The organism is Paenibacillus sp. Root444D2, assembly GCF_001426375.1.
In the GTDB taxonomy this organism is placed as follows: domain Bacteria; phylum Bacillota; class Bacilli; order Paenibacillales; family NBRC-103111; genus Paenibacillus_E.
Genome location: NZ_LMEO01000022.1, coordinates 1 through 22852, shown reverse-complemented (window position 1 = coordinate 22852; position 22852 = coordinate 1). Strand labels below are relative to the sequence as shown.

The 22852-nt window shown below is 45.8% G+C and carries 21 protein-coding genes; 10 read left to right on the top strand and 11 right to left on the bottom strand.

Annotated features, from left to right (window positions below; genetic code table 11):
• Window positions 1-168 precede the first annotated feature (168 nt).
• From ASD40_RS14020 to ASD40_RS14010, 3 genes are all read left to right on the top strand, one after another.
• The gene (locus ASD40_RS14020) at window positions 169-369 is read left to right on the top strand and encodes a cold-shock protein (protein ID WP_029199448.1); all 201 of its coding nucleotides are present in this window, start codon (window positions 169-171) and stop codon (window positions 367-369) included.
• A 149-nt stretch (window positions 370-518) separates the two neighbouring features.
• Entirely contained in the window at window positions 519-746 is a 228-nt protein-coding gene (locus ASD40_RS14015; RefSeq protein WP_029199449.1) for a cold-shock protein, read from the top strand.
• A 565-nt stretch (window positions 747-1311) separates the two neighbouring features.
• Window positions 1312-2724: a M23 family metallopeptidase gene (locus ASD40_RS14010; RefSeq protein ID WP_057303872.1), complete on the top strand. Its 1413-nt coding sequence runs from the start codon at window positions 1312-1314 to the stop codon at window positions 2722-2724.
• A 54-nt stretch (window positions 2725-2778) separates the two neighbouring features.
• Here ASD40_RS14010 and ASD40_RS14005 read toward each other — a convergent pair whose 3' ends face one another.
• Window positions 2779-3813, bottom strand: a complete 1035-nt coding sequence (locus ASD40_RS14005) for a potassium channel protein (protein ID WP_057303871.1) — start codon at window positions 3811-3813, stop codon at window positions 2779-2781.
• A 146-nt stretch (window positions 3814-3959) separates the two neighbouring features.
• On the opposite strand from ASD40_RS14005, the gene ASD40_RS14000 reads away from it, so the two are divergent.
• Entirely contained in the window at window positions 3960-6311 is a 2352-nt protein-coding gene (locus tag ASD40_RS14000; protein WP_057303870.1) for an ATP-dependent DNA helicase, read from the top strand.
• A gap of 393 nt (window positions 6312-6704) precedes the next feature.
• Here the strand turns inward: ASD40_RS14000 and ASD40_RS13995 are convergent, their stop codons facing one another.
• The 5 genes from ASD40_RS13995 to ASD40_RS13975 all read right to left on the bottom strand — a co-directional run bounded on the left by ASD40_RS13995 (window position 6705) and on the right by ASD40_RS13975 (window position 11552).
• Window positions 6705-7487, bottom strand: coding sequence for an SDR family NAD(P)-dependent oxidoreductase (locus tag ASD40_RS13995; RefSeq protein WP_057303869.1), 783 nt, complete (start codon window positions 7485-7487; stop codon window positions 6705-6707).
• Between the two features lie 300 nt (window positions 7488-7787).
• Window positions 7788-8786 (bottom strand): NADP-dependent oxidoreductase, encoded by a 999-nt coding sequence (locus tag ASD40_RS13990; RefSeq protein WP_057303868.1) that lies wholly within the window; start codon window positions 8784-8786, stop codon window positions 7788-7790.
• 171 nt (window positions 8787-8957) lie between these two features.
• On the bottom strand, window positions 8958-10043 hold the full coding sequence (locus ASD40_RS13985; RefSeq protein ID WP_057303867.1) for an alkene reductase: 1086 nt from the start codon (window positions 10041-10043) through the stop codon (window positions 8958-8960).
• Window positions 10044-10091: 48 nt separating this feature from the next.
• A complete protein-coding gene (locus ASD40_RS13980; RefSeq protein WP_057303866.1) occupies window positions 10092-10841 on the bottom strand; it encodes an SDR family NAD(P)-dependent oxidoreductase in 750 nt (249 codons plus the stop codon).
• Window positions 10842-10979: 138 nt separating this feature from the next.
• A complete protein-coding gene (locus ASD40_RS13975; protein ID WP_057303865.1) occupies window positions 10980-11552 on the bottom strand; it encodes a TetR/AcrR family transcriptional regulator in 573 nt (190 codons plus the stop codon).
• A 378-nt stretch (window positions 11553-11930) separates the two neighbouring features.
• On the opposite strand from ASD40_RS13975, the gene ASD40_RS13970 reads away from it, so the two are divergent.
• Complete coding sequence (locus ASD40_RS13970; protein WP_057303864.1) at window positions 11931-12305, top strand: glyoxalase; 375 nt, start codon at window positions 11931-11933, stop codon at window positions 12303-12305.
• 14 nt (window positions 12306-12319) lie between these two features.
• On the opposite strand, the gene ASD40_RS13965 is transcribed toward ASD40_RS13970, so the two are convergent.
• From ASD40_RS13965 to ASD40_RS13945, 5 genes are all read right to left on the bottom strand, one after another.
• The gene (locus tag ASD40_RS13965) at window positions 12320-12685 is read right to left on the bottom strand and encodes a hypothetical protein (protein WP_156390007.1); all 366 of its coding nucleotides are present in this window, start codon (window positions 12683-12685) and stop codon (window positions 12320-12322) included.
• The gene (locus tag ASD40_RS13960) at window positions 12669-12980 is read right to left on the bottom strand and encodes a hypothetical protein (RefSeq protein ID WP_057303862.1); all 312 of its coding nucleotides are present in this window, start codon (window positions 12978-12980) and stop codon (window positions 12669-12671) included. The genes ASD40_RS13965 and ASD40_RS13960 overlap by 17 nt, the downstream gene beginning before the upstream one ends.
• A 49-nt stretch (window positions 12981-13029) precedes the next feature.
• On the bottom strand, window positions 13030-13413 hold the full coding sequence (locus ASD40_RS13955; RefSeq protein ID WP_057303861.1) for a VOC family protein: 384 nt from the start codon (window positions 13411-13413) through the stop codon (window positions 13030-13032).
• Window positions 13414-13546: 133 nt separating this feature from the next.
• On the bottom strand, window positions 13547-14710 hold the full coding sequence (locus ASD40_RS13950) for an iron-containing alcohol dehydrogenase (RefSeq protein WP_057303860.1): 1164 nt from the start codon (window positions 14708-14710) through the stop codon (window positions 13547-13549).
• 89 nt (window positions 14711-14799) lie between these two features.
• Entirely contained in the window at window positions 14800-16956 is a 2157-nt protein-coding gene (locus tag ASD40_RS13945) for a hypothetical protein (protein WP_057303859.1), read from the bottom strand.
• Between the two features lie 154 nt (window positions 16957-17110).
• Between ASD40_RS13945 and ASD40_RS13940 the strand changes: the two genes are divergently transcribed.
• The 5 genes from ASD40_RS13940 to ASD40_RS13920 all read left to right on the top strand — a co-directional run bounded on the left by ASD40_RS13940 (window position 17111) and on the right by ASD40_RS13920 (window position 22448).
• Window positions 17111-18157 (top strand): GGDEF domain-containing protein, encoded by a 1047-nt coding sequence (locus tag ASD40_RS13940; RefSeq protein ID WP_162257233.1) that lies wholly within the window; start codon window positions 17111-17113, stop codon window positions 18155-18157.
• 57 nt (window positions 18158-18214) lie between these two features.
• On the top strand, window positions 18215-18610 hold the full coding sequence (locus tag ASD40_RS13935) for a VOC family protein (protein ID WP_057303857.1): 396 nt from the start codon (window positions 18215-18217) through the stop codon (window positions 18608-18610).
• A 7-nt stretch (window positions 18611-18617) separates the two neighbouring features.
• Entirely contained in the window at window positions 18618-19487 is an 870-nt protein-coding gene (locus ASD40_RS13930; protein WP_057303856.1) for a MerR family transcriptional regulator, read from the top strand.
• A gap of 78 nt (window positions 19488-19565) precedes the next feature.
• Window positions 19566-20498, top strand: coding sequence for an NAD-dependent epimerase/dehydratase family protein (locus ASD40_RS13925; protein ID WP_063870779.1), 933 nt, complete (start codon window positions 19566-19568; stop codon window positions 20496-20498).
• A gap of 135 nt (window positions 20499-20633) precedes the next feature.
• Window positions 20634-22448 (top strand): ABC transporter ATP-binding protein, encoded by a 1815-nt coding sequence (locus ASD40_RS13920; protein WP_057303855.1) that lies wholly within the window; start codon window positions 20634-20636, stop codon window positions 22446-22448.
• The last annotated feature ends 404 nt before the right edge of the window (window positions 22449-22852 follow it).

Sequence of the window (22852 nt, the reverse complement as noted above, 5' to 3'; positions counted from 1 at the left end):
GTTTGCGTTTTCAAGCGGTGTATGGTATGATAAATCCAATCGACAAAAAGAACCTGAATTCACATATTGTAAAGGGTTTTCATTTTTGTTAGTGAACCTTATACAATGTGTGAATTTTTTCTCTTTGAAGAATAAAAAACATGTTAATAATTTTTGGAGGTATTTCTCATGGCTACTGGTACAGTAAAATGGTTTAACGCAGAAAAAGGTTTCGGTTTCATCGAAGTTGAAGGCGGCAACGATGTATTCGTTCACTTCTCCGCAATCCAAGGCGACGGTTTCAAAACTTTGGACGAAGGCCAACACGTTGAGTTCAGCGTTGTTCAAGGCAACCGCGGACCACAAGCAGAAAACGTTGTAAAACTGTAATATAATTAAAAAGACTGCCTTTACTTGTGTAATGGCAGTCTTTTTCAATTTAGCTTATGAGGGCGAAGAATGTTTTGCCAATAGCAAAACGCTACGTCAATGCTTACCAAGCTAGTTTTACTAACGTAAAACTCTAAGGAGGTTTATCCATGTATTCCAGAAAAAAGTCGCTTGAAGAGATGCCTCTAGAAAATGTGACGGTATGGTCTTGTGAAAAAGAAGGCTGTAAAGGCTGGATGCGAGATAATTTTGCATTCGATCACGTGCCGACTTGTCATTTATGTCAGTCCACTATGGTTCGAAGTGTCAAGTTACTTCCTTTAGTTAATAACACGAATACGGATCAGAAGGCGCTCAAAAAGGGCGTACAAATTTAATATAACGAAACCCGGAGGCATGGATGTCTTCGGGTTTTTTGTGTTCCCATGTAAGCAGTAATAAGATTTTGGCTGCAAGGCTAAGTGAGATAGTGGATATGCATAATCATTCGGTAAATAACTAAGTTTTTATCGATTGATTCAGTATGCCTCCTTACAACGGGTATTCAAAAACTCCAAAATTCGATTTTCGAGTCATTCAGCTTTGTGAGGGTAGAGGGGCTATAGCGTGGTTACCAATGTTGTAATTTCTACAACAATTCGCATGCCTAAAGACTATTTTGCAACTTGAAGTTGCAGTTTGTACAACATTTTGAGCCCATTTATTGAGAAATCGCCTATATTGGGCTCAATTGTTGTACAGTATACAACAACGAAGGGATAGAGACGGGATCTAAGCAGCAATTATTGCACTTTTTACAACACCATTCATCCGGCTACCTAAAGCGAGCATACAATGATCGATTCCGATGCTCTCAAACAAGGATAGCGTAAAGCGTTTATTTTAACGTAGACGTATAGCTAGCATAAATGAAATTACTCACTTGTAAGCGGGGGAGGAAAAATGTCAGTGAAATCAAGAAAACGTCGTCAATGGCCGCTATTGGCTGGAGCCTGCTTGCTTGCCGCATGTGTGGTGATTTTGATTGGTAAAACGCCATTCGGCGCACCATTCTCTTGGAAAGACAATACGCCTGCTGTTGCAGTAGCAACACCGCTACCAACGCCACCACCGCGAGAGGCTGTGGAATTCCGCATGCTCGACTTTGATCGCGGCTGGGTGAAATATGCAGATGGAATCGCGAGAACAGAGGATGGTGGGGCGCAGTGGCAAGAAGCACTCGGAACAGACATCACCGCCGAGGAAGTAGGAGGCACCATGCCAACAGGCGGGCCGATCATGGAGCTTCTTAGCCTAGAGGCAAGTTCAGGATCCGCCGGTCAGGACAGCCCAAAACCGCTTACTGTTACAGTGGGCAATGCTTCTTTACAAGTGAAGCAATCGCAATTCCTGACGCCTCGCATCGGATGGGTGCTTCTGGCCAGTACAAAGGATAGTAAAAACCCGCTGCTCATCACAACAGATGGTGGACAGACCTGGGTGGACGGTATGACGGCAGAGGTTAAAGAGGCCATTTTGAAAGAGAAAAATCATCTGCAGCAGCTGAAGATGGAATCGGCGCTCTACGGAACCAAGGAGGATGCTAAAGCGGTCATCGGTTCGAAATGGAAGCTCGTTCCGGATAGCGCAGCTCCAGGGGATGTGGTGCTGGTGCGTCATAACGAACCAGGGAGTATCACTTGGTTGAATAAAACGTATACCCTCCTGCCTTATGGAACGGGATACTTTACGTATTTGCCGATTACAATGAGTGCAAAGCCGGGGAAATATCTGATTGGTGATCAGACTCTAACCATTCAACCGAAGAAGTTCGAAACGCAATATCTGAAGGTAACCGCTGAGATGGAAAGCATGAAGCAGGACACGGGGCGCATAGCAGCCGACCAGAAGAAGATCGATCTGGCGCGAAGTAAGTCCGAGCCGGAGTTTCTGTTCAGCGGGCCGTTCGTGCAGCCCGTCGAGGGGATTTTGACGACACCGTATGGACATACCCGTTATGTGAACGGGAAATACGACAGCTCTCATCTGGCCATTGATCTGGCCGCGAAGGAAGGCACCCCGATCAAAGCTACGAACGACGGGGTAGTCGCGCTGGCGGAAACCCTATATTTGACCGGCAATGCCATCTATATCGACCATGGGATGGGGCTTTTCTCGCAGTACGCCCACCTCTCGGAGCTGCGTGTGAAAGCGGGTGATCGGGTCAAGCAGGGCGATATCATTGGGCTCGTCGGCACGACCGGTTTCTCTACCGGGCCGCATTTGCACTTTACCTTTTGGGCGCACAATGTGCAGGTCAATCCGAACTTGTTTTTTAATACGATACCGTTTCGCTGGGTTCAGCCGAAGGGATAAATTTGAAAGGACACCGACTCTCATCATTTATAGAGAGTGGTGTCCTTTTTTGTGCTATTTGCATTTAGAGATACGTTCATATGTATCAATATCGCAGATGACGAACAGCCGCGCATCTTCAGGGATGAGCTGATCCAGCTTGCGGTTGATATTCAATTGATCGCCGTCGGAGATTAATGTCGCACCCTCTTGGAGCAGCTGCTCGAATGCGTCACGGTAGGTGCTCCACGATTTTCTTTTGCTAAGAACATGAAGATTATCGCCCGATTGTCTGGTTAGAAGCTGTGAAACAATACGGGAAGAGCCCGGTGAAAAGGCAGAGCGAACGGCAAGTTGTGAGATCGTCTCGGATCCAAGAATGAACTCGTTCACGTTGACGTGCAGAAAGTTTTGCATGTTTTCGCTGTTTTTGATTTCCACAATGGAGTGCACGTTGCGGTAATTCCGCTCAATGGTCGTGGCAACGAGCAGTGTTTTGCCGTCGACAAAGGAGGGATCGCGAAGCATCGCTTGATCTTCCGTTGTTTCATTGGCAAAGATGAACACGGAACGCGCTTTTTTCATATTAGCTTTTTCCAACGTTTCAATGAGGGTCGGACTTCCTTGGATATAATGAACGCGGTCATGAACGATAGGTGTTTTCTCCAGCGTATCAATGAGGACGATCTCCGTTTCTGAGTCCGTGTTTAGAATTTCTTGTATCGCCAACTCGGCGTTTTTGCTCCAGTCTACGATCACAAAATGCTGTTCGCCTTGATATCTCAATTTGCCCTCTTCCTTTCGCTGTCTGTATACGAATAATGAGTCGATAACTTTACCGATGGTGACGGAGATAAGACCTATTCCGAAGATGTAGAGAAACATACCGAGGAATTTGCCTGCCACGGTTTTCGGAAAATAATCCCCATAGCCGGTTGTCGTAACGGTCGTCATGACCCACCATAAGCCATTGAAGAGACTGCCAAAGGTTTCTTTTTCCAATAGGTAAGCGCTCACGGAAGATAGGACGATAAACGCAACGGCTACGACGAAAATAAACTTGTTATTCATCCGCAGAAGTCTGAGAAAGAACTTACTGAAATAGTACATGTGGGTGGCCCTTTCATAAGTCTAAATGGCTTAAAATGAAGTCGACATGTATGTAACTTACTTCCATTTATAGTGAGAAAAGTAGCTATTTAGTACTGGTGCATGCTACAATGAAGAACAAATGTTCTAGGACGGAGAAAAAAGAGATGACCCCTAACGTCAACATTTCCGTGCGCTCCCTGGTGGAATATGTGTATCGAAGCGGCAGCATTGAGTCAGGGTTTCGGACGAGCCGTGCACTGACGGAAGGGACCAAAGCGCATCAAAAACTACAGAAGCAATATGGCGAGTCAGACAAGCATGAGGTTTATGTTTCGGCAGAGATCCCTTATGAGGATCTATTATTTGTCATTGATGGGCGCTGTGACGGGCTTCTGATGGATGCCGATGGTGTGACGGTTACCGTGGACGAAATCAAATCAACCTCATCCGACATTGGGCAGATCGAGGAAGATTCCTATCCGGTTCATTGGGCACAAGCGAAATGCTATGCCTATATGGTGTCCAAAGATCGAGGGCTAAGCCGTATACGAATTCAACTCACGTATATGCAGGTTGATACGGAAGAGACTCGGCGATTTGTTGTGGATGTGTCATCGGACGAGCTTGAGCAGTTCATGTTTGATGTGGTGGAGCGGTATTATCCTTATGCACAGGCGAGAAACGAACATGAACAGCGCAGGAATCAGAGCATCAAGGAGCTGTCTTTCCCGTTCCCGAATTATCGTGAAGGGCAGCGTAAGCTGGCCGGTGCGGTGTACAAAACGATAAACGAAGGGCGCAAGCTGTTCGCCAAGGCACCAACAGGCATCGGTAAGACGATGTCGACCCTATTTCCATCGGTCAAAGCGATCGGTGAGGGACTGCTGCAGCGGATCTTTTATTTGACGGCGAGAACAACTACCCGTACCGCTGCGGAAGAAGCTTATTCGCTTCTGCAGGCTGGGGGACTTAGGCTGCAAGTCGTCACGATCACGGCGAAGGAGAAAGTGTGCTTTAAGGAGGAAGTGCGGTGCTCGAAGGAGCATTGTGAGTTCGCAGACGGCTACTATGACCGGATTAATGAAGCAGTACTTGATCTTCTGAAAAATGAGACCATTATGACGCGCTCTGTCATTGAGACATATGCGCGAAAGCATCGGGTGTGTCCTTTTGAGTTTTCACTCGATGTCGCCTATGCAGCGGATGCTGTCATTTGCGATTATAATTATATTTTCGACCCTCGTGTGAATTTGAAAAGGCTGTTCGAGGAACAGAAGCGGCAAACCTCGCTGCTTGTAGATGAGGCTCATAATTTAGTGGATCGTGCGCGTGAGATGTATTCCAGCGTTTTAAATAAATCGGATTTCCTTGCGCTGCAACGGGAGTTCAAGGGCGTTCGAGCCGAGCTGCATGATGCGGCCAAGGCGATTAATCAGTACTTTATTGCGATGCGCAAACAGATCGGGGATCGCCAGATGCAGGTGGAACCGGAGCTGCCGGAGCCGTTGATCGGGCTGCTGAACGTGTTTATTGCAGCAGCGGAAAAAGAGCTGGCCGGGGCAGGCGCCACACCGCCCACAACCCCGCTGCTGCTAGAGGCTTATTTCGGCGCACAAAATTTTGTGCGCATAGCGAAGCTGTACGATGAACGGTATGTGACGTTCATGGTATGTGAACGGAACGAGGTCAGCGTAAAGCTGTTCTGCCTTGATCCTTCCCACTTGCTTCGGCAGATGGGCAAGGGGTATCGGTCACATGTGTTTTTCTCGGCGACCCTCTCGCCGCTGTCCTACTTCATGGACACGCTAGGGGCAGGGGAGGACGACTATTCTGTGACAGTGCCGTCCCCTTTTTCCAAAGAGCAGCTGGATGTATTCGTTCAGCCTCTGTCAACGCGCTACCAGGATCGCGAGCGCAGTCGTGAGCCGATTGCCCGCTCGCTGTATGAGCTGATGGCGAAGCGTTCGGGTAATTATTTGGTGTTTTTTCCTTCGTATGCTTATATGAGCAGCGTATATGAGGCTTTCACTGACCTCGTAGGTGAGCAGGATGAGGACATGCTACCAGAAGAGGAGCCGAGAAGTCAGCTCCAAGTTCTCGTACAGCAGACGCAGATGTCGGAGGAGGAGCGGGAGCAGTTTCTTGCGAAGTTTCAAGCGGGAACGGAGAAGACGCTTGTAGGCTTTGCTGTGATGGGCGGTATCTTCTCGGAGGGCATAGATCTGGTAGGAGACCGGCTAACAGGCGTGGCGGTCGTTGGCGTCGGTTTGCCGCAGCTCGGGCCGGAACGCAATCTTATCAAAGCGTACATGGATAGTACCGGCAAAAACGGTTACGAGTATGCTTATGTGTTCCCAGGCATGAATAAAGTGCAGCAGGCTGGCGGGCGCTTGATCCGCTCCGAAACGGATCGCGGCGTTCTGCTGTTGATCGACGACCGCTACCTGCAGCCGCTATATCAACGTCTACTGCCAGAAGAGTGGCGCGACTACACAGTGCTGCAGGCACAGCGTTAGTAGTATTTGTCATGCTTAGCGTTGCAACAGGAAGTAAATCTCTGCAATTGTGGAGAAATAATGAATGCCATTGAAAAAAACCACTTTATAGAAGATTGGGAAATTTGTTCTAAAGAGGTTTTTTTATCGAACTTCTGATTTCATCCATTCAGTTAATATGGTTATATATTAATTTCTCAGTACCACAATTATCTCCAACAGCTTTGATAATTGACATGCAGACAAACCCGACCTTCACTGTTTTTTAATTTAGTGCAACTGCTGAAATTTCATCCTTTAAATAGGATGAATCTATCCAGGACGGTAACGAACAGTCTTTGTGACTTAGCGTAAGGAACGGCAATCTGATCAAAGCCCCCCGTATCGTTCAGTGTTTATCGTTTCTCATTCGGTTTAATGCCCCGTTCTGTCCTGTGAGGATCTAATCATGCGGGTCATCATCTTACGAGGCAACAACCGCGGCATAAACGCGATGAGTCGGTTTCGAGCACCAGGCATAATTAACGTCTTGCCACGCAAGAAGCCTCGATATCCTTCTTCAGCCACCTGACCGGCTTCCATGATCGCACCATTCAGCATCTTCGAGGCACCCATACCCGAACGATCAACAAAACCGGTTGATGTCAGCCCTGGGCACAGTGCAGTCACAGTAACTCCTGTGCCGCTTACTTCGTTCTCTAAAGCCTCAGTGAACGATAGCACGTACGCCTTCGTCGCGTAATAAACCGACATCATAGGTCCAGGGAAGAAGCCCACCAACGAAGCCACATTCAACACGCCGCCTTGCCCACGTTTGATCATATCCGGCAGGAAAAGCTTTGTCATAACCGTCAGAGCCTTGATATTAACGTCAATCATATTTATTTCTTGCTCCATATCCGTCTCCATAAAAGTCCCAAACAAACCGAAGCCAGCATTGTTGACAAGATAGTCAACGATGATCTCCTGCTCCTTAAGCTCGTTGAAAATCTCCTCCGGTACCCCAGGTGCCGCAACATCCTTGGCAATGACCGTCGCCTGAATGCCGTATTTATTCTGATACTCCTGCGCAAGCTCCAATATTTTACCCTCGCTGCGAGCTACCAGCACAATATTATGTCCACCCTTGGCAAAACGATCTGCTAACTCTTTACCGATCCCACCTGATACTCCTGTGATCAGAACTGTCTTTCTCATTTTGAGCCCACCTCATTTCTATTTTAGAATTTAAGCCATAGTAATACCGTTTTTTAGCTCGCTAGAATGCACGGCAACAAATAGTAGAATGAACATTCTAAAATTATGAAAAAAACTGTTATTTTACTATAAGCTGCATGGATAGATTAGCTATACGGAGAAGTTTTTCTTTTGTAATCGAAGTTTTGGCTATCACCCTTAAGCCAACCCCTAAATGATCTCGTACCCCCTTACTTCGTTCTACAGTATAATTTGTTTATTCTCAGAACACGCGAGCAACATCACTAAGTTGCTTATTATTTAGAAGGTCACAATCACTTTGCCCTGGGAGTGACCCGTCGATACTTTAATCAACGCGTTGTTAATGTCACCAAACGTATAAGTTGAATCTATAGAGGGCTTGATATTTTCTTTTTCAACAAGTTTAGTGATTTCTTGTAATTGACTTCCATTGGCTTGCACAAATAAAAAACGATATTCATTTTGATTCTTACGCGCTAAAGAATCTAAGCGGGCACCCACTAGACCAAACAATACTTTTTTCCACATCGGAAAATGATTGTCAACCGCAAAGCGATAATTAGGTCCGGCTTTCAATGATACCAATTTCCCTTGTGGTTTTAAAATGCCCAGTTCAGCTTTGATCTCTTTGGTACCCAAGGTGTCGATCACATAATCGATATCGGACAGTATGTTAGCATAATTCTCTGCCTTATAATTTATGAATTGATCAGCCCCGATCGACAGTGTGCGTGATCTGCCTCTTTCACTGCCACTTGTAATAACATATAATCCCATTGATTTGGCAATGGGGATTGCCATAGCGCCAAATCCTCCGGTTCCTCCAGGAATGAATAGCTTTTTATTCGGCTGGGCACGGAGTACATCGTGCAATGCTTGATAAGCAGTCAAGGCAGTAAGGGGTACCGCAGCAGCTTCAATAAAAGATAGATTCTCAGGCATGATGGATAAAGCGTCTTCATTCACGGCCGCATATTCAGCAAAAGCACCGATTTTATTAAGCGGCAACCTCGTATAAACAGGGTCACCAATCTTAAAATTAAAAACATCATCACCAACGGCTTCAATAACGCCAGATAGTTCATTACCTAAAGTTAATGGTAACTTATAGTCGGCAATTATCCGAACACTGCCATTCAGATTAAGAATGTCCAGTGGATTTACGCCTGCAGCTTTTACTTTGACAAGTACCTCATGACTATTGATCTGTGGTATGTTAACATCATTCAATTCTACTTGGATTTTTTTTGAATATTTCTGTATTTGTGCTGCTCTCATGTTTCATCCTCTTCCATAATACGGTGCGATTTATGGCATCAAGCAGAATTTTTAGGTTGACCCGCTCGCTATACCATTTATCAAATACGTTTTTTTCGAAAACATCGAACATCTTTAGACTAAAAACATGGCGCACAATTTTCAGTTGTACGCCATTTTTCACCCTTTATGCTATTGTAGCCCCTCTTGCGATTCTAATTCTTCCATCGTAGGATAATCCGTGTAACCTTTACTTCCCAAACCAAAGAATGTTGTCGGATCTGCTTCATTTAGTTGCGCACATTTTTGAAGTCGTTCCACTAAATCCGGATTGGCTAATGACCATACACCAACAGGTACCAGATCAGCAAGGCCACTATCTATATCCACACTGAGATCCTCCAGAGCTCTTCCAGCCCGATTGACTAACAATGGATTCGTCCAGATTGAGCGAATGTCTTGGAGCAGCTTTTCATTTCCAAGATGCATGACATGAAGGTAAGCTAAATCCAATTGAGCTAATTCCTTTACAAGGTAGCGATAAAGCTCAGGACCTTGTTCACCATCTTGGATCCCACCAAGAGGTGTCCCTGGGGAAATACGGAAGCCTGTTCTTTCTGCTCCAATTTCTTCGACGATGGCTTTCGTTACTTCGATCGCGAAGCGAGCACGATTTTCTATAGATCCCCCGTATCCATCTGTCCGTGCATTCGAATTTTCTCCGATAAATTGATTAATTAGGTAACCATTGGCTCCATGAATTTCAACGCCATCCGCACCTGCTTTAATAGCCGCTGCTGCTGCTTTCCGGAAATCCCTAATGGTCGTTTGAATATCCTCTTCACTTAACTCACGAGGAACGGGGATGTCCTGCATACCTTTAACAGTAAACATTTCTACACCGGGCGCGATTGCAGATGGCGCAACAGGTTGGCGATGATGTGGTGTATTATCAGGGTGCGACATGCGACCGGCATGCATTAATTGGATATACATATATCCACCTGCTTCATGCACTGCATCCGTAACCTTTTTCCATCCTTCAATATGTTTATCCGTATAGATTCCAGGTGACCATAAGTAACCTTGCCCATCATCAGAAGGCTGTGCACCCTCAGTAATAATGAGTCCCATTGACGCTCGTTGAGCATAATAAAGAGATGTTAACTCTCCTGGTGTACCATCTTCTTGCGATCTACTACGTGTCATTGGTGCCATTGCTAAACGATGAGGTAATTCCATTGTTCCAATGTTCGTTTTACTCCACAACTTTTTCAATCGGATACTCTCCTTTTTCAATGTATTCCACGGATATATGAATTGAATTTAAAGTGAAATTATTGGATAGATTTGGCCTCTCAGATTGAAATCATAGTTCTGGTCTACGATCCCTACCACTTCGTTGTTATCATAAAGATCCACCATGAAGCCCGCCATTTGTTTGGCAGTATGGAACTTAGGCATGTTTGCTTTGTAATCAAACTCTTCAGTATCTAATGATTTCTTCACGAATTCCGTTTCCGTTATAGCTGGTGCTAAGATCTTTGCCTTTAGTTTTGCACCTTTCATTTCTAGTTCTTTTGAAAGCCCTTCTGTGAAGGCACTAACGTAATATTTAGATGCAGAATAAGCAACGCTCCCAACAGCAATGGCATATCCGAGTGCGGATGAGACGTTAATTAACTGAGTTCCTTCTACATCAGCATAATCTCGTACATATAGTGTAGAAAGGATCGTTAAGGATTCGATATTAACACGTAACATAGTTTCAACTTTATCTAAATTCTGTTCTGCTACAAAAGAAGCTTCACCGAGACCCGCATTGTTAATCCAAGTCTCAATTTGGTATTCCTTTAGATTGCTATACAGTGTGTAGGCCTGATCTGTAACAGACAGATCACTTGTACGAATAATAACATTTACACTAGGATCAATTTCCTGAATTGTTGATTTAAGTTCTTCTAATTTATCCAATCTTCTAGCTACCAATATTAAGTTTTTGCCTCGTGCAGCAAACGCCAATGCCGTCTCGTATCCAATCCCTGAACTTGCTCCTGTAATAACTGTATACTTCATAATATTCTCTCCTTCATAAAATACAGATTAGTGTGAATGATAATTTTAGAACGATCATTCTTATTTGGGCAAAAAAAACAAGTTAGATCTAACTTGCTATTAGTATATCAATTCTAGAACGAACAGTAAAGAATTTTTTTAATCTAAAGCGGACAGTGTCATATCAATAATATTCTTTAATTTTTGTTGATCCGTTGTTGTCTTAACCAGCGTACGTAGCCCCAACCACGCATTCATTAAATAATGAGAAATAACTTTAGGTTCAAAGTCAGCCTTGATCTCACCCGTTTGCTGACCCTCCAGAACAAGGTTAGTCAACAATTCCTCAGTTCGTGAATAACTCCCATCAACCAGGGATGCAACTTCAGGATCTAAAACGCCCAGTTCCACGCCTGAATTCACGAGAAAACACCCTAGAGGTTCTCCTTCATTTCTTAATGTCGACTCAAACAACTCCCGAATTAATTCTTTGATCGACTTTCGCTTTTCAACCAAAAATTTCATTTTATTGGTTTGCTTAGCTTCATATCGTTCGAGAGCTTTCATAAACAAGGCATGCTTATCCCCAAACGTATCATAAATACTTCTACGGTGGATGCCCATAAAGTTAACCAATTCATGCATTGAAGTTTTCTCGTACCCTTGTGCCCAGAATAGTTGTATTGCTTTATCTAATACTTCATTAACTTCAAATTCTTTTGATCTTGCCATCGTCATCACCTCGAATAATCATTATACATTTAAGTGAACGATCGGCAAAATAGAAATAAAAACGTGAATACAATCAAGCGATAAGTCGCTTGATTGTATACTTGGTGAATGCATTACAGGTATGAGGCCTATCTTATATATTTAACCCAGGCTTCTTCGTTTGTCTGCTTGTAACCAATCAGGCGTCCAGCCTTTTTCCAAGACATCCATGGTCTATCGCATCCAGGATATCAATGCTTAATCGGATGTTACTGCCGTGTACCAATAGCTCCCCAACTCATTAATTACAAATAAACAGTGGAATTTATAGGAAGTTATTGATAAGATTAAAATGAAACCATGTTTCACTAAATGAAACTTCCATTGGAGGGATTATGTATGAAATTTTCATTTCATGGGATTGACCATATCCAATTAGCGGCTCCTGAAGGCTGTGAAGATGAGGCGAGAAATTTTTTTGCAACATTACTAGGCTGGACAGAAATCCCGAAACCTGAAAACTTAAGGAAACGCGGCGGTGTTTGGTTTCAATGCGGTATTCATCAGGTTCACATCGGGGTTCAAAAGGATTTTGTTCCTGCTATAAAAGCTCATCCAGCATTTCAGGTAAGTCGATTAGACGAGTTGCAGACATATTTGTCGAGTCATAACATACAAACCATTCCAGATGATGCAAGAGTCGACGAGGGAGTAAAGCGATTCTATTTGAATGATCCATTCGGCAATCGCCTTGAGTTTCTTGAATGGTTTTAACCAGATTCGTGCCTTTATTGCAGCTCATATTCTTGTTTCCATTTTTGTATAGCTAAAATGAATTCATTCCGATGGTTGCCTGGAAAATGGTCTAATGCCTTATAATTAGGGGCTTCAGCTGCCATTATATGAGATACAGGGACCACACGCAGAATTTCTACAATATCGTTTGCTATCCTAAAAACAATTCGGATGCCAGCCTCTTGTAAGGTAATCTCTTTGCAACCTGCGAATTTAGGATTTGAATAATGGCTTAGTTCTTCGCCAACCTCATTCGCCCGGTAACTCAATTCATCGATTGCTTGATTGACTTCATCTAATACGGAAATATCCAACTGCCTATACTCCTGAGCTGCTCCTGCATCAAAACGAATAGCCAATCGCTCCTTCGTGTGGTTCTTTGCGGATTTCTTTCCAAATCAAAATAGAGGCAGGGTCTTGTGTGATTCGATCTATTCGTTCATTCAGAATTCGCTCTTCCTCTTGTTGTTCTAGCTGAGTCAGGCGTTCAAACATTTGCTCGAAGTAAGGGTACCCAACTAATACTGTATCGACGACACCATTCTCAGTTATGAATTGGGGTAGATCCTTCGCCTTCCTACGCAGCTCGCCAAATTTTTTGGAAGCTGTGGTGGAACTGACCAATTGATCGGCTGTAAAAGTAAGTTTTTTCATGGATATAGTATGATCCTCGTCGCTTTAAGTATTCAGTAGTTATTCCATGTTATTTACAAACCATAAGCAGGTTACCGTCCGGATCTCGAAAAGCGAACCATTGTTCATTTTGGATCTCTGTAACAAGCTCAACCTCGTTATTTTTCATAAATTCATAAGAAGCTTGAATATTCTCGGTTTGAAACATAAAAGCAGGTGTTTGATAAGTTGGAGGGCCTCCTGGTTCATTACCGCCCCACATGGGCATTTGATCAAGCACAAGGGATGTTCCATCCATGGGAAGTGCGTAGAGGTGCCCGAACAAGATATCCCCGTCAGGAGCTATACCAAGTAACCTGCAGTACCAATCCCGTGCATGCTCAATATTCCGAACGGGAATAAAGACATTGCTAATTCGATTCTTAATCGGACTTGACATACGAACCTCACTCATATCAACTCAACCTCCATAAAAGGGATAATTTCCCTATAAGTATTTCATATGAAATCCTGTCTGTAAATGATTTGTAGCATTTTCCCCAGAAAAAAAGAGCGAACTGACAATAATGTCAGCTCACTCCTAATTCTCATAATGACATCCGATAAATATTCACAACATCTTCGCGTGTCAGCTTCTTAAAGTTGCCAAAATCCCCGTAAACCATGGCTTTATCGGCCATTAGCTCAATTGTCGAGTCGTCGATGTCGTAATCGGACAGTCGGCTTGGCGCACCAATGGAGGCTAAGAATTCACGAAGAGCGGCGATGCCTTCCTCCGCAACTTGGCGGTCCGATTTGTCTATCGCATCAATGTCAAAGACGTTCTGTGCGAACTGTTTGAACCGCGCCACGTTGGCATCGAGTGTGTAGGTCATCCAGTTCGGGAAGAGGATTGCTAGACCGCCTCCGTGCGGAATATCGTGAACGGCTGACACTGCGTGCTCCAGATTATGTGTAGCCCAATCGCCGCGGACACCCATGCTCAGGACACCGTTAAGCGCCATTGTACCGCTATATAGGATCGTTGCGCGTCCTTCCAGATCATCAAGATCTCGCAGCAAGCGCGGAGCCGTATCGATCACTGTGCGAAGGATTGTTTCACAGAAGCCATCCTGCAATGGTGTATTAGACGTATGATGGAAGTACTGTTCAAACACGTGAGACATGATATCAACCATGCCATATACGGTCTGATTTTCTGGCAAGGAAGTCGTGTGAGCTGGGTCTAGAATCGAGAATTTTGGGAATGAGAACGGACTGCCCCAACCGAGTTTCTCTTTCGTCTCCCAATTCGTAATAACAGAACCGGAGTTCATTTCTGAGCCTGTTGCTGCGATCGTGAGGACAGTTCCTAAGGGCAGCGCACCCGTTGGAGAAGCCTTCCTTGTAACGATATCCCAGAAGTCACCCGCGTACTTCGCTCCTACAGCAATTGCTTTGGCGCAGTCGATGACGCTGCCTCCGCCGACAGCGAGAATGAGGTCAATGCTCTGCTTGCGGCACATGTCTACACCCCGATGAACAGTTGTTAGTCTCGGGTTAGGCTCAACACCGCTCAGTTCGAAAATATTTACATCCAAGCCTTTCAGAATATGAACAACGTTCGTATAAATGCCATTCTGCTTAATGCTCCCGCCGCCATAGACGAGCAGCACATTCTTGCCATATTTAGGTACCTCAGCTGTTAATTTCTCCAGTTGTCCCTGACCGAAATGCAGTGTGGTTGGATTGTAAAATGTAAAATTATTCATCGAATTACCTCCTCAGTGACTCTGTAGGTAGTATGTACTTACCCTTTCATTGTATAGAAGAAACAGTAAAAAACAAAATCTGGCCTCTGTTAGGGTATAACGACAGCGCCTGCTCTGGATTCCTGGCGCGTGAAAGGCCGATCTCCCAGCCAGTAGATAGTTCCATCCTGCGTAACAAAATGATGAAAAAAGTAAGCTCTTCCTTCAATCGGGAAATGATAATATGATGAAGAAGTAGCAAGTTTCGATGAACCAGGTAAAGAAACATGGTTATCGGCAATTAGGTTCGTATCATGAATAATGCCTTGCGAATCAATGTAGGCCCCACCTGTTAATTGCTGCGCCTTTTGATCCGTTTTCTTTATCTCAACCGTAAATATATTAGTCTCTGAACTTCCTTCTGTCTGTTTGAGGGTAAGCTCATGCACCTTGTTTTGTTCATCTAAGGCTAAGGCGACGAACCGGGAGCCATCGTTAAACACATAGTCTATAGGAGAAAACTGCCTGAAAGACGTTCCCGCCTGAGCTGGGACCATATCAGGGCTGAAGGCTCCTTTGACCATCTTAGGCGCGAAATAGAGTTCGCCTTGATCCGTCAAAGCAAATGCGGAAGGCGATCCGAAGACGCGGGTTACGACGCCCTTCGGTCGTGGATTCAAGATGAAATCAGAAACCTTCAGCGGTCCTGAGTTCCCTTCTATGCCTTGGGCATAAAGGGTTCGCCCACCCCGCAAAACCATGAGGAAACCATTCCAAGTGTGGCTAACATCAACAATGGGTTCAGGAGTTTGCAGCATCCTGCATGTATTACTGCCGTCTGGATCAAGAAAAAGCAGGTGACCGTTTGATGTTAGCAGCGTATGGCTGTTCAGAGCTTTGCTAATTTTTTGCCCTAGCAGTAGAGGCTTTGGCGTATCATCCGTCTTCCATAACCAGGCATCCCCATCTTTAATAGCGATGTAGGATTCGTAGGAAGGATAAAGCTCATCAAGTCCAGGCCACTGTCCTATCGCAATTGGGACTGCGGTATAAACAGATGAACGTCCTAATTGGCCATACATGTTGGAACCCAAGGATAACAGCTGACGGTCGGTGGTTAGAGCCAGGACATGATCGGAACCGACTGCAAGTTTAGCCACATTAGACAGACCGTCTAGGCGAATCGCTTTCTCCGGCGTGACGGATTGATAATCGGGACCCAGCAAGCTTTGCAGATCACCCCATGCGAGCACACTTCCATCTTTCTGAAGTGCAACGGTGTAATGCTGCGTCGCTGTAGGCTGAATCGTACTGTCAGGTACCGTCGCGTCAACGAGTTGATTATCCTGATTGATCATGTACCATTTTTGTCGATCAGATTGGATATACGCTTTCGTCGAGTAAGACATTGTCGTCTCGATCTTTGTAGGCTTTTCACCATTGGGAAGCACTATATTTTGGAGCGAACTAGTTGGGTTTTGGAACGAGTTATCTTGTAAATGGACAAGGGTTCCATCTTTACGTAGACCTAAGGCTATATAGGGGCTGGCGTATATCTCAGTTAGTTCGCCTTGCAGCTCCCACTTCTTTGTGGAAGGTTTTCCGTCGCTTCCCCAAGTTTCGTACAGACGAACCACGCCGTTTGGATACCAGCCGAGCACGGATGAATCAAACGCTTGCGCGATGCCGATTGCACCTTTCAACTCTTGAACAGGCTTTGGCGTTTCGCCCATTCCGAGATCCCACACCTCACCTTGATGCGTTAGTGCGAAGCGTCCATCCAGTTGTTTAATCGATGTCGGAGCTCCTGCCACCTTTTGCGGAAACCCAGAAGGGTGTATGCCTGCCTCGAAGCTCAGGTTCCCCCAGCGGTACACACTGCCATCCTCCGCAAGCGCGTATGAGGTGCCAAATTCCATGCCATAACCTGCTTGGTCAAGCAGATGACCTGTTGATACATGGCGGACGCTCGTGAGTGACTTGGTAATTGGCATTTTTACAGCTGTAAATCCTGAATTCTGGGTCGTAGAAGGGTAGATGTCAAAGTCTGCAGGGCACGCAAGAATCTCAAAATCAGCTGTTTTCACAGGCGGGATAGTGGGTGTAACCAATGGTTCCTGGGAAGCAGGGGCTGTAACTACGGGTTCGTTGGGTATTTTCCTAATGGGATAATGCCAGATAAATAAAGTTACCAGGAAGAGAAGGATGACTATGGCGACGATTTTTTCCGTGTGTCGCTGAATAAAGGATTGAAGTCGTTTAAACATGAAACACAACCTTTCCAATAAATGGTTATTCATGTAAAGTAATAGACGACGTTCAGCAAGAAAAGTTGTATATAAATTGAATGAGGCAGGACTTCCTGTTATTTCCATAGAATTTCAAAAGTGTACAATGCTATATCGAGGAAGTGATTGCACCGTGCCTGTGACTAGAAGATCTGACCACATTTTGGAAATTGCCTATTGTTGTGTACGGTGGTTTTTTGTACCGACGTCAACTATTCTATTTATGAAGTATTATCATCAAACGACATTAGATCTGATTATTTTTATGAGTCTATTTGTTTTTGCTGTTATTTATATGGGAATAACGGAATTTGCCATACATCGCAGTCCCATTGACTCTGCCTTCTATCGCTACACAACGAGGACGGGAGTGCTGTTAGATTACGTAGCCTTTGTAGCGATTATTTCGCTAACCGGAGGTACCCAGAGTCCCGTTTATCCAATTGCTTATCTGGTTATTTTGCATGCGTCATTATACTGGAGTCTCGCTGGGGCCATGGTGGCAACCCTTATGGTGATTCTTGGTTATATCGGTGTTGTAATCACGGTCGATGGCGGTTTTATGATAGAAGATCTGCCGCGGCATTTTTTCAACTTTGCTTTTTTGATTATGGTCGGTGTAATTGGCGGCATCATCGTGGCGCGGGAGCGAAAGCATTTTGTGGAGAAGGGCATTTTCGAGAATTTAGCTAAAAAAGACTACCTAACGGGGCTCTGTAATCACCGCAGCTTTCAAGAGGAAATGAAGGAAACGATTGCGCGGAGGCAGCAATTTACCCTTGTGATGGGAGATATTGATTATTTCAAACGCATTAATGATCAGTACGGTCACCAGGCAGGGGATGCGGTTCTGCGGTCGATCGGAACATTGTTTGACTCGAGTATTCCTACTGAGCATGGCAGTGCCTTCCGTTATGGAGGCGAGGAGTTTGTTATCATTTTGTACACACAGGATCGGCATTTCGCTAGTGATCTGCTGAATCAATTCAGAGAAAAGCTGCGCGCGATTGAGTTTGGTACTGACGAGGATAAGTTCCATATTACCATGAGCTTCGGAGCGGCCGTTCGTGACAAGGAGCAAAGTGCGACAGAGTTAGTCGCTACGGCAGATGCGCTTTTGTATGAAGCGAAGGAGCAAGGAAGAGACCGCTTAGTGTGGGGATCGTATTCACTTCCCTAGGCAAGTGGTGGTATGATCGGTCTGTATCCAACGATTACTAATTAGGAGGGAAGCAACATGGCAACGTTAACTCCATATATTTACAGCAGTGATGCAAGAAAACAAGCTGACTTTTACGTGAAGGCACTAGGCGGGGAATTGGTTAGTCTGCGTACTTTCGCGGATATGCCGGATGCGGATGAATCTATCAAAAATCGCGTCATGCATCTAGAGCTGCAGGCCCTTGGCCTTCGCTTCTTCATGGCTGATTCAGGTACAAATACGGTCGATAGAGGCCAAGGTCTGGATTTGACGCTGGAATTTAAGAGCGAAGAAGAAGCACGCCGTATATTCGATGGACTTTCCGAGGGCGGCATTGTGAAAATGCCTTTCGAACGCATGTTCTGGGGGACGATGTTTGGTCGTCTGGAAGATCCTTTCGGTGTGATCTGGCAGATAGCAACGGAATCATAATCATCTTATGAAAAATATGCCAAGAATGCAGGGATACACCGTTGGGCAAACGGCGAAAATATGCCAGACCTCGATCCAGACCCTCCATTTCTATGACAAAATTGGGCTTGTAAAGCCGCACCGTGTGGATGGGCAGAATGGCTATCGGTACTACGCCAGTCAAGATATTCTTGCGATTAAAATCGTTCAGGACCTGCAGAGCATGCAGTTCACGCTAGAGCAGATCGGTCAAATTCTCAAAAGCAAAAGCATGGACAGCATGCCGGAGCTGATGCGTGGGAAGAAGGCGGAAGCGGAAGAAACGATCCGCACGCTGGAAACGGTCGTCGGTACGATTGATCAAAGGCTGCGGCATTTGGACGCCGGGCGGCAGCTGCGCAACGAATTCGAGCATTCGCAAGTCGTGGTAGAGCTGAAGACATATCCGGATCGCTTCGTCGCTTTCGAACGTAAACGTGACGCATGCGGGATGGAGGCTTCAGTTATGCGCTTCATGGCGCTGATGGACCGGATCAAAGAGAACGGTTTGACGATGGATGGGCACATTATGACCATCTATCATGAAGATCTATTGACGTTTGACAGGAGCGATTCCGATATTGAGATCTGTGTGCCGCTGCTGACAACAAAGCCCGAACCTGATTTTACCCGATGGCTGCCGGGCGGGGATTACATATCCGCGGTATACGCGGGTTTTCCTAATGAAGATTCGTGCAAATCGCTGTTCCAACGCTTAAAGGACTGGATGAGCCTGAACGGCTATGAAGAAAACGGTCCTGTGCTGGAGCGGTATTTGATTGATTTTACCCATATGATGAACACAGATGACTTTATTGTTGATCTTCAAATTCCTGTGAGAAACGTATTGACCCTATAGTTGCTATAGGGTTTATTGTTATTTCATAAGAAGAAGCTAGCCGGTCATTCTGGCGAAAACCACTTGGGAGGATGCAGCATGGAAGTCATATTGGGAGTGGGTCCGCTGGGCAGGGCCGTCATGAAAGAACTTTTGAGGAGAGGGAAGAAAGTAAGAATGGTTAACTCCTCGGGCAGGGCAAGTGTACCTGATGGTGTTGAAGTGATGCAAGCAGATCTGATGAGTGAAAGCGGTGCTCTAACTGCGTTAAAAGGGGCGAAGAACGTATTTCAATGCGCGTCGCCACCCTATCATAAGTGGGATGGTTTGTTTCAGCAAATGATGAGCCATATTACAAAAGCCGCTGCCCATCATAAGGTGAATCTAATTATGGGGGATAACCTCTATATGTACGGTGAAGTTACGGGGTTGATCCATGAAGATCTGGCTTATATGGCTTCCACGCGTAAAGGCAAAGTAAGGGCTGAAGTTGCTCGTGATCTGTTGAATTTACACCAAAAAGGGATCTTGAAAGTGACGATCGGCAGAGGGGCTGATTTCTTTGGACCTCAGGTAGGAAATTCCTCCGTTGGTTCGCGTTTTTTCACACCAGTGGCGGCTGGGAAGCCGATTTCGCTGCTTGGGAATCCAGATGTGCCGCATACATTTACGTATATAGACGACTTTGGTCGAGCCCTCGTGACCCTGAGTGAGCATGAAGATGCCTTCGGTCAGGTGTGGCACGTGCCAAATGCAGAGACCGTAAGCGCTCGGCGATTCGCAGAACTAGCCTACGAGGTTGCAGGACACGCTCCGCGTATTGGCACGATGGGCCGTGGGATGCTTCGTCTGGGCGGTCTATTCCTACCGGCAGCCAAGGAGGTTATCGAGATGCTCTATCAATTTGAGCAGCCTTTTGTCGTGGATAGCAGTAAGTTTGTACAGCGCTTTGGCGGAGAAGCGGGACCTACGCCGCTGCGTACAGCGCTTACCGAGACAGTCGCGTACTATCGCGAGAGGGCAAAGAAATAGGAGGCTGCTTCTCCGCCTGAGGGCCGATGGGATCTTGTTTATATTCCGTTTAAAATAGAAGTGTATGATACCTAAGAAAGTGATCATACAAGAGAGAGACGGATGAACATCCAATCGGTAAAGGAGTAGAGATAGATGGCAGCTACAAGGAAAGAAGAGCCTAAGGTTAAGAGCAACTGGCGCGGGTTCGCTCGTTTGCTCGCACAGGCTAACCCGCCTAAGCTCGTATTAAGCATAGCACTAGGGTTAAGTATTATTTCAACGTTGGTGGGGTTGGTGATCCCGCTGTTTACGAAGAATGTCGTCGACAGCTTCTCTGTTAGTTCCCTGAATTGGGCGCAGATTAGCGGGATGGCGATCGCTTTTGTTGCATCAGCTGTAGCTTCCGGGATTTCGGTGTACTTACTGAACTTTGCGGGACAGCGCGTTGTGGCCGGCATTCGGGATCGTTTGTGGAGGAAGCTGCTCGTGCTGCCGGTTAGATACTATGATAACCACCAGACGGGAGATACCATCTCTCGGATGACGAACGATACAGCGGTCATTAAGGGACTCATTGCCGAGCATATGTCGGGTTTCGTCACGGGGATCATCTCGATTATTGGGTCTATTGTGGTGCTTCTGTTTATGGATTGGAAAATGACGCTTATCATGTTCAGCGTATTCCCGATAGCCTTCGTCATTCTTTTTCCGCTGGGTCGGCAAATGTTTAAAATATCCAAGGGCATGCAAGCCGAGACAGCTGGTTTCACCTCCGTGCTGAATCGAGTGCTATCGGAAATGCGCTTAGTGAAGGCAGCCAATGCCGAGCCTGTTGAGTATAAAGAAGGCGCTGCAGGGATAGAAAGGCTTTTCAAATTCGGGCTTAAAGAGGGCCGGATTCAAGCATTAATGGCGCCGCTTGTTACCTTTGTCATGCTAATGCTGTTTGTCGTGCTTTTCGGGTATGGCGGCATGCAGGTTGCCTCTGGAGCTATTTCGGCTGGTCAGCTCGTTGCATTCATGCTGTATTTGTTCCAAATTGTTGCGCCGATCACACAAATTACGCAATTTTTCAATCAGGTACAGAAGGCGATGGGGGCGACCGATACAATCCTCAAGGTACTCGATTATGAAGAAGAGAATCCGCATGCCGGAGTACCCGTCACGAATGCCTCGCAGTCGATTCATTTCGATCAGGTATCTTTCAGTTACAAAGAAGGGGACTCTGTTCTGAAAAATGTCAGCTTCACCATGGAAGCGGGCAAGGTAACGGCGATTGTAGGGCCGAGCGGCAGCGGGAAGACAACGATGTTCTCTCTTTTGGAAAGATTTTATATGCCGCAAAAGGGTTCAGTCACGTTGGGTGCCGACCGAATTGATCAATTCTCGCTTATTTCTTGGAGGAGTCAGATTGGCTATGTTTCTCAGGAGAGCCCGCTGATTGCAGGCACGATTCGGGACAATATCTGTTATGGACTACAGCATGAAGTGACGATGGAGGAACTGAAGCGGGCTTCACAGATGGCGTATGCCGACGACTTTATCGAGGACCTCCCGCAGAAGTATGAGACCGAGGTCGGCGAACGCGGCATCAAGCTGTCGGGTGGACAACGGCAGCGGATCGCCATTGCGCGAGCCTTGCTGCGGGATCCGAAGATTCTGATGCTGGACGAAGCGACATCGAGTCTGGACAGTAAATCGGAGGTCGTTGTGCAGCAAGCCCTGCAAAATTTGATGCAAGGACGCACAACGCTAGTGATTGCGCATCGCTTATCGACGGTTGTAGATGCCGACCAAATTATCTTCCTGGACAAAGGCATCGTGACGGGCAGTGGTACACATCAGCAGTTGCTGGAGTCCCATGAGATGTACCGCGAGTTTGCTACGCAGCAGCTGCAGCTGCATGAGCAGGCGACTGCAGATCACTCACAGTTGGCATCCGTGGCATCTACCGAGGTTCATTCTTAAAATAAGATGAGACAGTAATGCGAGAAGCGTTTCGAACCCTGAACTTCGGGGTTTGAAACGCTTTTTTTAATTGAGGAGCCAGCGCATATGTGCGCTTTTTGCCACTGGTGGCCATTGGGCGGAGTTGTTGAGGTTATTGAGGTTGTTAAGGTGCAGTTCCACGTCATTTTGTTGGCCGGCCACAGTTTCACGATAGGTCGAAACGTGCGCATCATCATGATTGGTCCAAGTTGCACAATGTACAACAATATATCTACTTTTGCACCACTGCAACCCAATATGTTGCATTTCGTACAACAATTCTATAAAGCCCCCTAATTAAGTTGGACACTTTTAGGCTAAGAAAATACAATGAAATTAGCCGGAGGTTGTTCGTATGAGGGTAAAGCATAGCAAGTTTGACG

Coding starts and splice junctions, on each gene's coding strand:
- ASD40_RS14020 (WP_029199448.1), top strand. CDS start 169: ATGGCTACTGGTACAGTAAAATGGTTTAACGCAGAAAAAGGTTTCGGT.
- ASD40_RS14015 (WP_029199449.1), top strand. CDS start 519: ATGTATTCCAGAAAAAAGTCGCTTGAAGAGATGCCTCTAGAAAATGTG.
- ASD40_RS14010 (WP_057303872.1), top strand. CDS start 1,312: ATGTCAGTGAAATCAAGAAAACGTCGTCAATGGCCGCTATTGGCTGGA.
- ASD40_RS14005 (WP_057303871.1), bottom strand. CDS start 3,813: ATGTACTATTTCAGTAAGTTCTTTCTCAGACTTCTGCGGATGAATAAC.
- ASD40_RS14000 (WP_057303870.1), top strand. CDS start 3,960: ATGACCCCTAACGTCAACATTTCCGTGCGCTCCCTGGTGGAATATGTG.
- ASD40_RS13995 (WP_057303869.1), bottom strand. CDS start 7,487: ATGAGAAAGACAGTTCTGATCACAGGAGTATCAGGTGGGATCGGTAAA.
- ASD40_RS13990 (WP_057303868.1), bottom strand. CDS start 8,786: ATGAGAGCAGCACAAATACAGAAATATTCAAAAAAAATCCAAGTAGAA.
- ASD40_RS13980 (WP_057303866.1), bottom strand. CDS start 10,841: ATGAAGTATACAGTTATTACAGGAGCAAGTTCAGGGATTGGATACGAG.
- ASD40_RS13975 (WP_057303865.1), bottom strand. CDS start 11,552: ATGGCAAGATCAAAAGAATTTGAAGTTAATGAAGTATTAGATAAAGCA.
- ASD40_RS13970 (WP_057303864.1), top strand. CDS start 11,931: ATGAAATTTTCATTTCATGGGATTGACCATATCCAATTAGCGGCTCCT.
- ASD40_RS13960 (WP_057303862.1), bottom strand. CDS start 12,980: ATGAAAAAACTTACTTTTACAGCCGATCAATTGGTCAGTTCCACCACA.
- ASD40_RS13955 (WP_057303861.1), bottom strand. CDS start 13,413: ATGAGTGAGGTTCGTATGTCAAGTCCGATTAAGAATCGAATTAGCAAT.
- ASD40_RS13950 (WP_057303860.1), bottom strand. CDS start 14,710: ATGAATAATTTTACATTTTACAATCCAACCACACTGCATTTCGGTCAG.
- ASD40_RS13945 (WP_057303859.1), bottom strand. CDS start 16,956: ATGTTTAAACGACTTCAATCCTTTATTCAGCGACACACGGAAAAAATC.
- ASD40_RS13935 (WP_057303857.1), top strand. CDS start 18,215: ATGGCAACGTTAACTCCATATATTTACAGCAGTGATGCAAGAAAACAA.
- ASD40_RS13930 (WP_057303856.1), top strand. CDS start 18,618: ATGAAAAATATGCCAAGAATGCAGGGATACACCGTTGGGCAAACGGCG.
- ASD40_RS13925 (WP_063870779.1), top strand. CDS start 19,566: ATGGAAGTCATATTGGGAGTGGGTCCGCTGGGCAGGGCCGTCATGAAA.
- ASD40_RS13920 (WP_057303855.1), top strand. CDS start 20,634: ATGGCAGCTACAAGGAAAGAAGAGCCTAAGGTTAAGAGCAACTGGCGC.